The 14,507-nt window shown below is 44.3% G+C and carries 9 protein-coding genes; 3 read left to right on the top strand and 6 right to left on the bottom strand.

What is annotated here, in order from left to right:
• Position 1: 1 nt before the first annotated feature.
• Together A7985_RS15750 and A7985_RS15745 are read left to right on the top strand one after the other, a co-directional pair.
• Positions 2–430 carry a GNAT family N-acetyltransferase gene (locus tag A7985_RS15750; RefSeq protein WP_065791404.1) on the top strand — a complete coding sequence of 143 codons (429 nt, stop codon included), beginning with the start codon at positions 2–4 and terminating at the stop codon, positions 428–430.
• On the top strand, positions 427–4,881 hold the full coding sequence (locus A7985_RS15745; protein ID WP_081310603.1) for an EAL domain-containing protein: 4,455 nt from the start codon (positions 427–429) through the stop codon (positions 4,879–4,881). The genes A7985_RS15750 and A7985_RS15745 overlap by 4 nt, the downstream gene beginning before the upstream one ends.
• Here the strand turns inward: A7985_RS15745 and A7985_RS15740 are convergent.
• The 6 genes from A7985_RS15740 to A7985_RS15715 form a co-directional block, all read right to left on the bottom strand.
• Positions 4,878–5,825 (bottom strand): ion transporter, encoded by a 948-nt coding sequence (locus tag A7985_RS15740; protein ID WP_065791403.1) that lies wholly within the window; start codon positions 5,823–5,825, stop codon positions 4,878–4,880. The two genes, A7985_RS15745 and A7985_RS15740, sit on opposite strands and share 4 nt — an antisense overlap.
• Positions 5,826–5,844: 19 nt before the next feature.
• A complete protein-coding gene (locus tag A7985_RS15735) occupies positions 5,845–8,532 on the bottom strand; it encodes a bifunctional acetate--CoA ligase family protein/GNAT family N-acetyltransferase (RefSeq protein ID WP_065791402.1) in 2,688 nt (895 codons plus the stop codon).
• A 172-nt stretch (positions 8,533–8,704) separates the two neighbouring features.
• Complete coding sequence (locus A7985_RS15730) at positions 8,705–10,546, bottom strand: methyl-accepting chemotaxis protein (RefSeq protein WP_065791401.1); 1,842 nt, start codon at positions 10,544–10,546, stop codon at positions 8,705–8,707.
• A gap of 87 nt (positions 10,547–10,633) precedes the next feature.
• Positions 10,634–11,362, bottom strand: a complete 729-nt coding sequence (locus A7985_RS15725) for a hypothetical protein (RefSeq protein WP_065791400.1) — start codon at positions 11,360–11,362, stop codon at positions 10,634–10,636.
• 79 nt (positions 11,363–11,441) lie between these two features.
• Complete coding sequence (locus A7985_RS15720) at positions 11,442–11,954, bottom strand: NUDIX hydrolase (RefSeq protein ID WP_065791399.1); 513 nt, start codon at positions 11,952–11,954, stop codon at positions 11,442–11,444.
• A gap of 74 nt (positions 11,955–12,028) precedes the next feature.
• The gene (locus A7985_RS15715; RefSeq protein WP_065791398.1) at positions 12,029–13,081 is read right to left on the bottom strand and encodes an aldo/keto reductase; all 1,053 of its coding nucleotides are present in this window, start codon (positions 13,079–13,081) and stop codon (positions 12,029–12,031) included.
• A gap of 277 nt (positions 13,082–13,358) precedes the next feature.
• On the opposite strand from A7985_RS15715, the gene dinB reads away from it, so the two are divergent.
• Positions 13,359–14,411, top strand: coding sequence for a DNA polymerase IV (gene dinB, locus A7985_RS15710; protein WP_065791560.1), 1,053 nt, complete (start codon positions 13,359–13,361; stop codon positions 14,409–14,411).
• Positions 14,412–14,507: the final 96 nt, after the last annotated feature.

Here is a 14,507-nt window from a genome sequence, read left to right as displayed (position 1 = left end):
TATGACTTTTAGCTGTTATTGCCTTCCTGCAATCCAAACACCTTTAGTAAATAAGTTTTTTCAGGAACACAGGGTACGTGGCCGAGCGACAAAACAAGATCAAGTTTGGGTTATTAAACAAACAGAGCTAGTTGCGGCATGCAGGGTGCAAAATGTTGATGACGATGCGTTTTTATCAACGGTGTTTGTTGAGGCGGATTATCGTGGTCAAGGGTTGGCAAAAATGCTTATTAGCCAAGCGGTTAAGAGTACAAACCAGAGCGTGTATACCTTTGCTTATCAAGACGTGTTGCCGCTTTATTTAAAGCTAGATTTTACGACAGTTGCTATTGAATTATTACCCATTGCACTGCAAAAGAAATTTGCAAATTATTTAAAACAGGGGCGCGATATCTTGCCTATGTGTTTCTCAGGGAATGTGCACACATGATTAAGTTTGTCTTTCTTTTTGTTTGCTTATTCAGTGCGATTACTTCCGCACAAGTTGCGCGTATCTCTCCCGCAGAAGGCCTCTCTCAGAGTTATGTAAATACCTTATTATTTGATAAAAAAGGGTATTTGTGGCTATCTACAGAAGGGGGCTTAAATCGATATGACGGCTATCAAGTCCTTGAGGTGATGGGGCCTAATCGTGACTTGGATAAGATGCAAATCGATAGGATATACCAAGACTCAGAAGGGATGATATGGATAGCTTCAGGTCGGGCCGGGTTCTTTAGTTATAATCCTGAGCAAGACACCTATCGACAATACATTAAAGCGCCCGCATCAGAACAAGATTACATTCATAACAGCGTATTCCAAATGCTTGAAAAGAATAATAACGAGCTTTGGTTAGGCCGCACACAAAATGTATCGATTCTCAATAAGCAAACCGGTGAGATCAAAGAAGCTATCCCCATTCCAGGCATGACCGAGCGCAGTTTGGTGAGATCTCTTTTACAGTACGACGATATACTTTACATAGCGACAACGGAACAACTTTTCGCCTACCATATTCCCAGCAAACAGCTTAAACCGCTTCAGCATCTGAGTTCCCCCGAGCACCCATTTGAACTCAATACCAAGTCGTTACTTTTGCTTGATGACAGTACTCTGTTAGTAGGTGCCGTGTTAGGTCTATATGCATTGGATATTGCGGAGTTACAAAAGGACTTTACCGCGACCCCAAGTTATAGAACTTTGCTTGAGGACTTTAATATCTGGCATATGCTGGAGCAACAGGACTACTTATTGTTGGGCACAGATAAGGGGTTAATGCGGTTCGATCCTAAGTCACAGACAATCACACCTGATATGCGCCTGTCACAGAGCCGATTTTCCATTTCAGACAGTAGTGTGATCCACTTAAATGAAGATCAAAATGGTGGGATCTGGGTTGCAACTAGGACCGATGGTGCTTTTTATTTACCACCTGAAAACCATATTTTTGACAATGTGCAAGCTGAATCTATCGTTGGAGAGCTATCTCACGGCACCATTTGGGGGCTTGTTGAATTTCAAGGGTATATCTGGGCTGCAACCCGAGATGGATTAACGAGATACGACCCGAAAACACGGGAAGCTAAACCGCTTTTGAAAGGCTATATGGGGGAGAGCTTTTTACCTGAATACTCAATTATTTCGCTGTATCCGTATAAAGACAAACTGTGGCTGATTAGCAATCGCGGGTTATTTGTGTTTGAGCCACAAACGGAGCAGATTTATCGGCCTAGCGCACAAGATAAAAATGCCACCGAAGTGCTTGCCGGTTTTGTCAAAGGAGCAGCTTTAGTTGAACCTGGGTTACTTTATTTTGTAGATGGTAATTCAGGGTTTTACTTATTTGATATTGAAAAGGGGCGGCTAGAGTCGCTAGGCGCGCAATTCGAACAGTTTGATCCTTTCTTAAGTTATGGTTTCTTTCCTCCTTTATCAAGCCACCCTAAGCAACCGATATTTTATAGTGAAGGGCGATTATTTCGCTATGATCACAGCTCAGACACACTGACCCAAATCTACCAAGTTCCTAAAGCTCATAAGCAATCCGCGGTCGATCTACTAAGCTACACAATCGACAAAAATAATGTGCTGTGGTTGTCTTTTGCGACACATGGGTTGGTACGGTTAACAGCTGATGGATACAAAGAACTGCCTTTACCTGCAGACTCGTTGTCTGTAACAAACTTTTTATTATACGAAATGCAGCAAGATGAAGCTGGCATGATCTGGATGTCTTCGCACCAAGGTATATGGCGCTTAGACCCGGATAATTTCCACCTTCAAGGGTTCACGATTAACGATGGCCTGATGAGCAATGAGTTCAATAGTGGCTCCTCTGTTAAGTTGCAAGATGGCAAAATCGCGTATGGTTCACTTCAAGGGATCACGATATTTGACCCAGAAGTCAATCGTCCCAGTAAGCCCCTGTTAACGCGTGTCAACATCACCAATGTTGATTTAATGTCTCGAGATTTGAAACCTGTTGGGCTCAAATCGTTTTCATCCATTGAGTTAGATCATGACGATATTGGCTTAGAAGTATCCTTTTCGGCGATGGCATTTACAGCCCAAGAGCGCATTGTCTATGAATATCAGTTGTCAGGGGAGCAACGTATTTTAAGTCGCAACAGCAATCGTGTCGTTTTTCCAAAACTGAATCCTGGCAATCACCGCTTAAAAGTATGGGCAAAAGATCCCCTAACTGGTGATTACACGCAGCCTGCAGAGTTAAACATACGGGTTAAATACCCGTTTTGGCGCTCCCCTATGGCATTGGCTTGTTATTTAATTTTGGCAAGCGCGCTGTTTGCATTGTGGGTGCATCGTAAAAACCGCGTGGCACAGTTGTTGATGGCTGCACACAAAGAGACGCGCAACAGTGAAACACGTCTAAAAATGGCCCTAGAAGGAAGTAACTCAGGGGTTTGGGACTGGCAGTCGGGCTCGAATTTAGTTTATCAACCACGACTTGTTAATGAGCTCGGGTATAAAACGGATTATATCAATCTGGATGATTACTTGGAGTTAATACACCCCCAAGATCGTGCATTATTCAGAATTGAATGGCTAGAGTTTGTATCGACGGCAAAAGGATACATTGATTGTACCTATCGATTGCGTAACAGAGTGGGGCAGTGGCGTTGGTACAAAGACTACGGCAAGGTAATGGCGTGGCGTGAAGCCGTGCCAATGCGTGTAGCAGGAACGTATACCAACCTAACCCGTGAGCGCGTATTTGAAGAGCGTGCTTCCTTATTTGGTGAAGCGTTCGAGCAAACGCGCGACTGGGTTATGATTTTTGATAAGCGCTTTCGGATTCTGGCATGTAATAAAGCCCTGCAAGAGGCTTTCACAGTCCCCGCCAACCCGACGTCTAGTACCAGCGTGAGTTTGGGTCTTGAGCGTCATGTTCGGATGCATTATCTCCGTGCGATGAGCGAATTAAATGAAGGTGAATACCACAGTGCGGAAGAAGCACTGAGGTTACCGAGTGGCGAAGTAAGGCATGTACTTGTTAAAGTGACAGCCACTCTTGGCCAAAACTATATTATTGTGCTTACAGATATAAGCAAACAAAAGCGCACAGAAAAGGAGCTATATCAATTAGCAAATTATGACTCTTTGACAAAGCTACCAAACAAAGTGCTATTTATGGATCGAGTACAGCATGCCTTAGAGCAAGCGAAAGATGCTGAACAGTCGATGGCGATATTGGCGATTAAGTTCGGTAGACTACAACGATTAGCTGACACCTTTGGCAATGAGTTTGTCGCGAGTGTCATTCAAAGAGTGGCACAAACCTTACAGTGTTGCTTTAGAGAGGTTGACAGCTTGGCCATTGGTCATGAGCGAGATTTCTTTATCTTGATGGAACACTTAGACAATGTGGACGCTGTGACACGCTATATCCATTGCTTGATGGAACGTTTTCAAGAAGGGGTCGATGTACATGATCAGCGTGTTCATTTACAGGTTTACGTTGGGATTGCATTGTACCCAGATGATGCCAGCGATGCCTTTGAATTAAATCAAGCCGCGGAAATAGCGCTGAGCCATGCTAAAAAGTCGTTGGTAAGCGGTTATCAGTTCTATCACCATGATATTAATCAGCAGGCCAAAAGAACCATTGAAATCGAACGTCGTTTGAATACTGCTTACAATGATGAATTGTTCTGTAACTATTACCAACCTATTCTCAATGGCACAAAAGGGGAAATAGAGGGGTTTGAAGTTTTATTACGATGGCCCGAAGATCCGGCTTTTAGTGCTCAAGAGTTTGCCAATGCGGCTGAAAAGACTGGCCTAATTACCAAGTTATTACTGCAAACTTTAGAGCGCGCGCTTATCGAGCTGAAAGTTTGGCATTTATCTTGGCCAGATCTGTATTTGTCGATTAATCTCTCAGCGTTGGACTTTGAGTACGATGAACTAATAGCAAGGATCAGACAAGCACTTTCAAAATCCAATGTTCCGGGCAGATGTTTAGTGTTTGAAATCACCGAGTCGGTAATGATGGCGGATGCAGAGCATGCAATAGATACGATGAATGCATTGCGCGCTCTGGGCTGCCGTTTATATATGGACGATTTTGGAACAGGGTACTCTTCATTGACGTATTTAAAGCAATTTCCAGTGGATGCGTTAAAGATAGATCGCAGTTTTATCTCTGATATTGGTGTCGATAAAGATCATGAAACCATTATCCATTCAACCCTGTCATTGGCACACAGTTTAGGTAAGTTTTGTATCGCTGAAGGCGTTGAGAGCACAGAGCAATTAAAATTTTTAAGAATGCTTGGCTGCGAGCGCTTTCAAGGTTACCTATTCAGTCCACCATTGCCCGGTGATTTGATAGCACACCAAATGGAAAACGCCTGGCAAGAAATGTTTCGTGATTAAAGCTTTTGACCACAGTGGCGGCAATACATATTTTGCGCGCGCTGTGATGTCATTAGCTTTATCGCTTGATTTGCCTCACTGGCACTAAGCCCGAGTTGGATCCTCAGTGCTTCTAAGTGCTCAATTTCGCTCTCCTCGAGTTTCCCATCCACCAGCGCATGCAAAATTGCCTCATTGAATGCGTCTCGTCGTTTACGTAATTGATCTGCAAAGCTAGACGCAAGTAAACCTGTTGGAATTGCCACCATCCCCATACTTAATAAAGTGATTACGCCACCAAAGAAGCGACCTAAAGGGGTAATTGGTACAACGTCCCCATAGCCTACCGTGGTAAGTGTTGCCATGGCCCACCACATTGCCGCAGGGATTGAACCAAATTTTTCGGGCTGGACGTCATGTTCAATAAGGTAAATACCACAAGAGGCCACTATCAGCACCAATGACATAATAAAAAACGCGGCCATCAAAGAGCTCGCCTCTTCTTTAAATGCTGCGAGGAGTAACTGCATCGCACGTGAGTAGCGTGTGAGTTTGAAAATTCTCATCAGCCTGACCACACGTAAAAAGCGTAGATCGAAGGTAAAAAATACCATCAACAAGGTGGGTAAAATAGCAATTAGATCGATCACCGCCAGTGGGGATCTTACATATCTTAACCGAATGGCAAGGTGGCTTTTGTTTTTATCTCGATAGTTTACTTTGTCGACGCAGCACCATAGCCGCAGCAAGTATTCAATACAAAAAATACCGACGGAAATGACTTCAATATAAAAAAACAATCGATGATATTGCTGTGCCAAGGCTGGCACTGATTCCAGTACAATGGCGATGACATTGAATATGATCAGGGCAATTAGAAATATATCCAAGGCGTGAGCCACTTTTCTGTATCGACCACTGCCTTCTAAAATAGCTGCGGTTTTTTGTCTTAGAGTCAAACTCATTGTTCGCTATTCACATTAGTTACTTATGTTCAGTATTTTCATGTAAGGGCAGAGTCATAATGGTCGCGCCCTCTTCAAAGTCTCGCCTTACATTAAAGCCCAGGTGTTTTGCGAGACTGATCATGCCCGAATTCTCTGGTAATGTGATCCCTTCAATTGTCCCAACGCCTTTGTCTCTACAATACTCTATTGCTGCGTTCATCAGCAATTTTCCAAGTCCTAACCCTTGGCTGTCAGAGCGGACAATGACCGAAAACTCAGCACTAATGTTGTCCGGATCCATTAAAACTCGCGATACGCCTAAGGTGCGATAAGTACTTTTATGACGTTCACTGACAATGAAAGCCATTTCTCGGTCGTAGTCAATTTGCGTCATTTTGGCTAACTGCTCATGGGTAAATTGAGGCAATTGGCCAAAAAATCTTCTATATCGGTCCTCTTGGCTAAGAGACTGATCAAACTCTTGATGGCTGCGCTCATCTTCTGGTTTGATGGGTCTCAACATTGCTTGATGACCATTTTTGAGGGTAATACTGCGTTCTAATTCTTTCGGATAAGGCTTGATGGCCAAGCGCTTTCTACCAGCCAGAGGGGTATAAGAAGAGAGCGTGATCTGAGCGTCTAAAACCAGAAACTGCCCTGAACTAGCTAAGATAGGGTTTAGCTCAAGGGCGCATATGTCAGGCTGCTCAACAATCATCTGTGACACCCTAGTGAGTAGCGCACAGAGGCGATATTTGTCAACTTTATCGGGTAAGGTACGTTCTTTTAAAACGCCCTTATCATGCGCTGCTGCAATAAGGTACTTGGCTAGGTTCATGTTCAAAGGAGGCAGAGCAACGGCTGCCTGAGAAAAGTTTAAGCCGGTTCCGGCTTCACCCAAGAGGATCACCGGTCCAACATCAGGCTCGGTTTTAATGGCAATTCTGAGCTCTTGCGTGCCAGCTCTTGAGGCCATTTTCTGTAGTGAAAAGCCTTCAATTTGAGCTTCTGGGTAGGTCTTTTTTATGCGCAGTAACATGGCAAATGCTGTCTGCTCAACCTCATTGCCATCATTTAAGTTTAAAACGACACCACCGACTTCGGACTTGGATGGGATCGCCGGGCTTATGAGTTTTAGGGCAACCGGGTAACCGATTTTGTCGGCTTGTTCTCTTGCATCGCTGGGTGTTAGGGCGACTTCTGTCTCGATACACTCAATACCATAGCATGATAAGATCTGACGGGATGAATGTGTTGATAGATATCGGTGCCCAGAGTCTAAATACTCCAATATGTGTTGTTTGGCCGCTGCACTATTAATTAAATCATCTTGAATGATTGATTCTGGTGTTTGTGTCAGGTGTTTTTGGTTTCTTCTGTAAGTGATCAAATGCATGAAAGCACTCACCGCGCCTTCAGGTGTACGGTAAGTGGGGATGTGGCTTAGCACGCAAATATCTCTAGCAGAGCGCGCAGCATCCTCCCCCATAAAATTGGTCATGACAAAAGGGCGTGCCATCTTAGGAATTTTTTCTAAGGTTTGAGCAATAATCTTGGCATAGGCGCTACTCGGTGCCAGTGCAGACGGTGTATGGATGATAAGCAAGTTTTTTACTTCATCAGCCTTTAAAAGAATTTCGAGTGCTTGTTGATATCGCTGTGGTGATGAATCGCCAAAAATATCAACGGGGTTGTCTGTTTGCGAAGATTGCGGCACGATTTTATTGAGCGCTGTAATCGTGTGTTCACTGAGCGTTGCCAGTTTACCTGAGCGCATCAAAAGCGTATCTACCGCCATAATACCAGGACCACCACCATTAGTTAGAATGGTTAAGTGTTCAACTTTTAGAAGCTTAGGATGCAGCGCTAAGGTTTGGGTTGCAGCAAACAGTTCACGTAAGTCGTTTACGCGTAACATACCTGCCCGTTGGAACATTGCATCATAGACTGCATCGTCGGAAGTCTTACCGCCAGTGTGGTTGTACGCCGCTTGTGCACCAGCCAATGTCCGTCCAGTTTTTATGGCGATAACCGGCTTATTGAAAGCGGCAGCTCGTGCGGCAGATATAAATCGCCTGACATCTTTTATATTATCAATGTAGAGCAATATTGCAGAGGTTTTCGCATCTCTGGCCAGATAATCTAGTAGCTCATCAAAGTCAATGTCAACACAATCGCCAACGGAAACAAAGTGAGAAAACCCAATATGTTTATTTTGAGCCCAATCCAGGATTGTTGAACACACCGCGGCAGATTGTGAAACAAATGCGAGTTTTCCGGGTTTGGCTACAGTGTGAGAGAAGCTTGCATTGAGGCCGATATGAGGCAGCATGAGTCCAAGGCTATTGGAGCCGAGTATGGTAACGCCAGCCTCAAGTGCAGTCGCTTTCAGTTGTATCTTGTGTTGGTTATCTAGGCCAGCGGCTACGATAATGGCATGGCGGCATCCGAGTTGTCCTAATTCTTTAATGAGCTGGCAAACTGCGTTCTTGTTTGTACAAAGGATAGCTAAATCAGGCGTATGTGGGAGACTTTCAATGTTAGGGTAGGCGAGTACACCTTGGACTGCGGTGTACTTAGGCGTGACAGGCATAATAGGCCCTTTAAACCCACCTTGTAGTAAATTACGCATGACTACGTTACCCGCTCGGGCTGGATTGCTGGATGCGCCAATAACCGCGACCGAACGCGGATTAAAAAATTGCCCTATGCGTTTTACACTCATGCCTACTCCTTTGATTTATAAGCGACCAATGTATGCGCTGGGCTATGACTTTAACATTTTTGCGGGATAATTCGAGCAGATAAGCGAATTACTTTGATCTGGCTAGCCAGAGTACGCTTATCCACCCAGAAAATAGAGACTGATTTAGCTAAAATGCATTGTTGGATTTTAGCTAAACTTTAAAACGTGAGACATCCTCCTGCATTCGGTGTGCATCGTGCTCTAATGCTTCACAATTTTTGCAATTCTCACACGAGTCTATATACAACTGCTCAGCAGACACTGATATATTTGCTGCGGCATCTTCGACGCCTTGCACGGTGGCCATTTGCTCTTCAGTTGCCCCAGCTATTTGAATGACCATGTCACGAATTTTATCCATAGCTAATTTATTTTCATCCATGCTTTGCTGGGCCTCAGTGATCCCCTCGTACATCTTTTCGCTCAAGTTTAAGCTGGTTTGCATTGCCTGCTCAGACTCCGTTACCAAGCTTTGTAAACTATGGATCATACGTTCAATTTCAACGGTAGAGCTTTGGGTGCGTTTTGCTAAAGTTCTGACTTCGTCTGCGACGACCGCGAAGCCTCGGCCGCTTTCACCTGCTCGAGCAGCTTCGATAGCAGCATTGAGCGCCAACAGGTTGGTTTGCTCTGTTATCCCTCGTATTACCGAAGTAACACTTTCAATTTCACCACTCGCTGATGAAAGCTGCTGCATTAGCTGGCTATTTTGATTTATATGGCCAGTTAATTCAGACATGTTGCTGTGCGCTTTATGCATGATGTCAGAGCCTCTAGCCATGTTTTCGTCTGCTTCATTAACATTATTCTGCACGGCGACACTGTTTTCCGCGATAAGTGATACCGCTTGGACCAACTCGCTTACAGCGGTTTTAACCGCATGGGTATTATTTTTTTGCTCTTCAATGGCTTGTTGCGAGCGTTTTGTGACCTCTACGGAATGATGTGCACCTGATTCGACATTCACACCAGTATGCTTAATTTCTCGTACTATATTGGCGGTAGTATCAATAAATTGATTTACAGAGCCAGTGAACTCGGTGACTTCATCTTGTCCTCTCAACTCGATGTGATGGGTGAGATCACCCGCGCCGTGGCTAATGGTGGCCATATTGTCATTGGCTACTTTTAATCGACTGACTATTTTATAGCCCTTCCACAACAACAGCCCAGCGATAATTGCAGTCAGAATAGTGGCCAGCGCCATCCCCTGACTTTTCGCAGTGCCCAATTCTTGATGAATGTTTTGGTCAATTTGGCCAGACAGTTGCGTCATCGTATTTTCAACTTTGTGGATGCTGTTTCTGAGCTCTCCACGTAACCCCGACTCTGCATCAAGACCACGCTCCAACAGAGCGACGGTGAGTGCACGGGCGGTATTTTCAAATTGAGTTAGGTCGTTTTGTCCTTCGCTAAACTGGTCGTTGAAATAGACTTTCATCACTGCCAATTGCTGAGTGACTTCTTGCTTGGTAGACATGTTCAAATTGGTTTGAAAGTCATTTTCTAATAAGACAAGCCTGAGGGCTTTACTCATTGCGGTAATGTCACCAATATTGTTAAGAGATTCGTGCAGTGCCAACTCGGCTTGGTTAAACTCACCTCGAAGGCCTTGCGTGGGGGTGAGGCCTATTTTTTGATCTAGTGCGACTAAGTTTCTCAGTTTAAGTTCGTAGTCTGATAAATCCTTTTCTGCAATTTGAAGCTCTTGTTGCAAAGGTGCGGGCAATTGCGTACTTAATACTCGAATGTTATTTCGCATTTGCTTGATCCGTGCGTCAAATTTACTGACGTACTTTTCCTTTTTGCGCAGTAAAAAATCTTTTTCATGGCGTCTGAGCATGAGTAGGTCGTTACTGATTTCTTTGCTTTTAGCAAGACGTTGCCCAAGAGATGCAATGTGCGTTGTTTCGTACCACAAAACGCCTACCATACAAAACATGGCGAGCATAACTAACGAGGAAAGTAATATAAAAGTCTGGCGAATGGTCATTCTCTACTCCTTTAACCTTGTTGCTCCTAACAACAAAACTTAGAACAGAATTTATAAATTACCAATGTGAAGTCGGATTTATTGAGGTTATTTGTCTAACCACTTGTTCATTACAGCGTCATAGGTATTTTTTATTACATTATTGTTACACTTATACCCAAGAGAAACCCATTCATTTGAAAAGCCCTCCGGAGCAGGTGTACTAGGATCTGCATGCATGACTTTGAAGCAGGTGTCACCCTTTTGGTATTCGGTAAAAAGCAAGTTTTTAGTTACGACTTTTGGACCATTTATGGGCATGTTTTTATGGTCTGCTGGGACTGTAAACCGTAACGTTGAATGCTTAGTTGGGCTTACATTCCGTCCGCTGATGTTTGTGCTGAGCTGTGCTTGCTGAGCCCGCAAAGACTCTAACCCTAAATAGGGGTCTAACTGCTTAAAGTGGGGGGCGCCGGTTAGGCTTTCTGACGCTTCACTTGCAGCTGAATCAACTTCATTGAGTGTCTGTGGCTCTGATTTCTGTTTAGGGGAGGATGCATGATGCGGGTCAGCCGTTTTAATCGATTGCTTTGGCTGAGTCTGAGGTTCCGATACTTGCTCAGGTGCAGGGGGGTTGGAGACCGCATCAAAATGTGGCGGTGTTGATTGTTGGGTTATTTCTTGGGGCTTAGGCTCGCTATCCTCAAAAACAAGATACGTTTTCATTGCGGGAGTTGGTGCCGGCTGGGGTGATATCACTACCTGTTTACTCAGTAAAAACAGCAACAATAAATGGGCTGTAATAGATAGCAATATCGTTGTTAGTGTTTTAGGCACTGGCTTCCTTTCCCTGAATGATTATTTTCAACCACTTAATGGCGATATGGGGCAGTGCTTAAGACCTAAGATAATATGATTAGTTCAATCCAAACTCTTTGGCGACGGTTTCTAATATAATAGTTTCTCTTTGTAATGATTGACCTTTTTTATCGCTATTTGCCAAAGCACTGCGATTGTGTGCGATGGCGTCTTTGATTGGTAACCACACAGGGCGCATGCCATTGGCTTGTTCATATGATTCCATTTGAGGTGTGGTGAACTCACCACAGATTTCAACTAAATAGCAATGTGAAACGATTTTTACGTTGTCAAAATCTGGTTTGTGCCAGTGCTGATATTCTTCGTAAACCCCAAATGGCTCAAAATTGATAACGGATTTCGCACCGGTTTCTTCTAATAGTTCTCTTGCTAGGGCGTCTTCCATGTTTTCGCCTTTATCTACACCACCACCTGGCAGCGTGTAGTCATCATATCTTGCCGTGTAAAGTAACAGAATGTCGTTGCCACGTATCACAATGGCACGGGCAGCCAGCCTTTCAAAACAAGAGCCTGCCAAGGGCTGAGCTGGAGATAAATTGAGTTGTCTCATAAATTGCTGAAAATATCCAATAAATGCAGGGTGATGATACTATCACACCTGCATACGATTGGCTGTTGCAATGATTAAAAAGGCACTGGGTAGGTTTTGAGAATGGTGTCTATTTCTGCAAGCGCTTCCGGAGGTAAAGGCTTGTCAAAAGCGGTGATGTTTTCCTTAAGCTGGCTCATGCTCGTCGCACCAATAATCGTCGACGCGACACCATCAACCTGATCGCACCATGCAAGGGCCAGCTGGGCGGTCGTTAAGTGGTGCTCATGGGCAATTTCTTGATATGCAGCAGTGGCTTGTTGAGAGTACTGGGTGTCCCTGAACAATCCATGCCGTTGCATTAGAGTCCAGCGGCTGCCAGTTGGTCTCGCCCCTCCAAGATATTTACCTGTTAACAGACCTCCTGCGAGCGGCGACCACGGAAGGTAAGCAATATCTTCATTGACACAATTTTCGAGTAAGTAGGGCCAGTCTTTTTCATGGAGCAAGTTGAATTCATTTTGAATGGAAACAGGCCTTTCCAAACCCTGCTGGTGGCAAAGGTTCAGATAGGTATTTAAGCCCCATGGCGTTTCGTTTGACAGGCCCCAATGTCGGATCTTCCCAGCTGTGATGCAGGACTTTATCCCCTCTAAGATATCTGCCATTTCTTCAAGTTGTTGCGCTTTGCTCACAGCATGTAAGTCCAACATACCGTGCCAGTGTTTACCAAAGTGAGGAGAAGTTCTATTGGGCCAGTGTAATTGATATACGTCGATGTAGTCGGTGTTAAGTCTCTCCAGTGATTGGTCGACCGCATCGATCACCGCTTGCTTATTAATAGGTTGCCCATTTCTGATCCAATCAAGCCCTGCACCAGCAATTTTGGTCGCTAGTATGATCTCTTGACGTTTTTCAGAGTGACGTTTTATCCAATCGCCGATGATTTGTTCTGTTTTACCATATGTTTCTGGTGACGGCGGTACTGCATACATTTCAGCAGTATCAATAAAGTTAATCCCTTGACTCAGCGCATAGTTTATTTGTTCGTCAGCGTCATGCTGATTGTTTTGCAACCCCCAAGTCATACTCCCCAAACAGACACGCGAAATCTCAATTGACGTGTGGCCTAGTTGGCTGTACTTCATACATACTCCTTGCAAAGGTGGACAGGTTAAAGCTGTTGATGCAGTAATGTAATTGCACTACATACAAAAATGTTCTAACAGCAGTGTAGAGCATTTCAAAGTGATCTGCAGAGCTTTGTATCGAACAATCGGTTGGTGAACTGAAATTTGCATTTGTACAGCGCGACGCATCGGGGGAGCTTAGGTCAAAGTTTACATCACGCACAGCGCTAGACAAATGTACCTTGAGCTGTCACTATACTGTATATATAAACAGTTTATTTGTTGGGGCGCACCTGTGAAAAAGTTTATTCATATTGATATGGATTGTTTTTACGCTGCTGTAGAAATGCGCGACAACCCAGCTTTGGCGAATGTTCCAATGGCCATTGGCGGTCGTAGTCATCGTGGAGTGTTATCTACTGCGAATTACATCGCGCGCGAGTATGGCGTGCGTTCAGCGATGTCTAACTACAAAGCCAAACAGCTATGTCCTCAATTGATAATTGTTCCAGGGCGGATGCAAGTTTATAAAGAAGTATCACAGCAGATCCGCGCTATTTTCGCAAAGTATACAGATTTAATCGAACCCCTTTCGTTAGATGAAGCGTATTTGGATGTGACCGACTGCGATGCTTGCCAGGGCAGCGCGACCCTAATTGCCCAACAGATAAGAGCTGAGATCTACCACCAAACCGGCCTTACCGCGTCTGCCGGCATTGCACCAATAAAGTTTCTAGCCAAGATTGCCAGCGATGAGAATAAGCCTAATGGTCAGTGTGTTATCACGCCGTCTCAAGTAGATGAATTTATCGATTCATTGCCACTGAAAAAAATTCCCGGGGTTGGCAAGGTGACCCATGAAAAGCTACTGGCGTGTGGTTTGGTGCATGGTAAAGACATTAAAGCGCTGAGCTTAGATGAAATGGCAAACCGTTTCGGTAAGTTTGGTAGGGTGTTGTGGCGACGTTGTCAGGGAATAGATGAGCGGGGTGTTGAGACAGAGCGAGTACGTAAGTCCGTCGGAGTTGAAACGACGTTTGAAAAGGATATTCAAGACCTTAGCCAATTAAAGTCCATTTTGTGTGACAAACTTATTCCTGAACTCACTCGGCGCAGCGCTGCTTATCAAGCTGAGCGCGAATTTACTAAATTGGGGGTTAAGGTAAAGTTTTACGACTTTACTCAAACGACGAAAGAGTGCCAAAGTCGTGAAATTGATCAAGATATTTTGTGCACATTGCTAGAACAGGCCGTGGCGCGCAGTGGCAAACCGGTGAGGCTTATTGGCGTGCAGATTGGTTTGGGGGATGCGCCAAGTAATCAGATACAAATGGGGCTGTTCAATTGATTACGGTGGAATTACAAGCATTTAATAACTATAGAAATGGTACAGTGCGACTAAAATATAACTGCTTTTATGTCTATACGTGTTAAAGTGATGTTA

This window comes from Pseudoalteromonas luteoviolacea, from assembly GCF_001696455.1.
In the GTDB taxonomy this organism is placed as follows: Bacteria; Pseudomonadota; Gammaproteobacteria; order Enterobacterales; family Alteromonadaceae; genus Pseudoalteromonas; species Pseudoalteromonas luteoviolacea_C.
Note: the sequence above shows the minus strand (reverse complement) of the source record. Positions and strands in the feature narration are given on the sequence as shown.

Bases quoted from the DNA above. Each gene is read 5' to 3' on its own strand.
- A7985_RS15750 (WP_065791404.1), top strand. From the start codon at position 2: ATGACTTTTAGCTGTTATTGCCTTCCTGCAATCCAAACACCTTTAGTA.
- A7985_RS15745 (WP_081310603.1), top strand. From the start codon at position 427: ATGATTAAGTTTGTCTTTCTTTTTGTTTGCTTATTCAGTGCGATTACT.
- A7985_RS15740 (WP_065791403.1), bottom strand. From the start codon at position 5,825: ATGAGTTTGACTCTAAGACAAAAAACCGCAGCTATTTTAGAAGGCAGT.
- A7985_RS15735 (WP_065791402.1), bottom strand. From the start codon at position 8,532: ATGAGTGTAAAACGCATAGGGCAATTTTTTAATCCGCGTTCGGTCGCG.
- A7985_RS15730 (WP_065791401.1), bottom strand. From the start codon at position 10,546: ATGACCATTCGCCAGACTTTTATATTACTTTCCTCGTTAGTTATGCTC.
- A7985_RS15720 (WP_065791399.1), bottom strand. From the start codon at position 11,954: ATGAGACAACTCAATTTATCTCCAGCTCAGCCCTTGGCAGGCTCTTGT.
- A7985_RS15715 (WP_065791398.1), bottom strand. From the start codon at position 13,081: ATGAAGTACAGCCAACTAGGCCACACGTCAATTGAGATTTCGCGTGTC.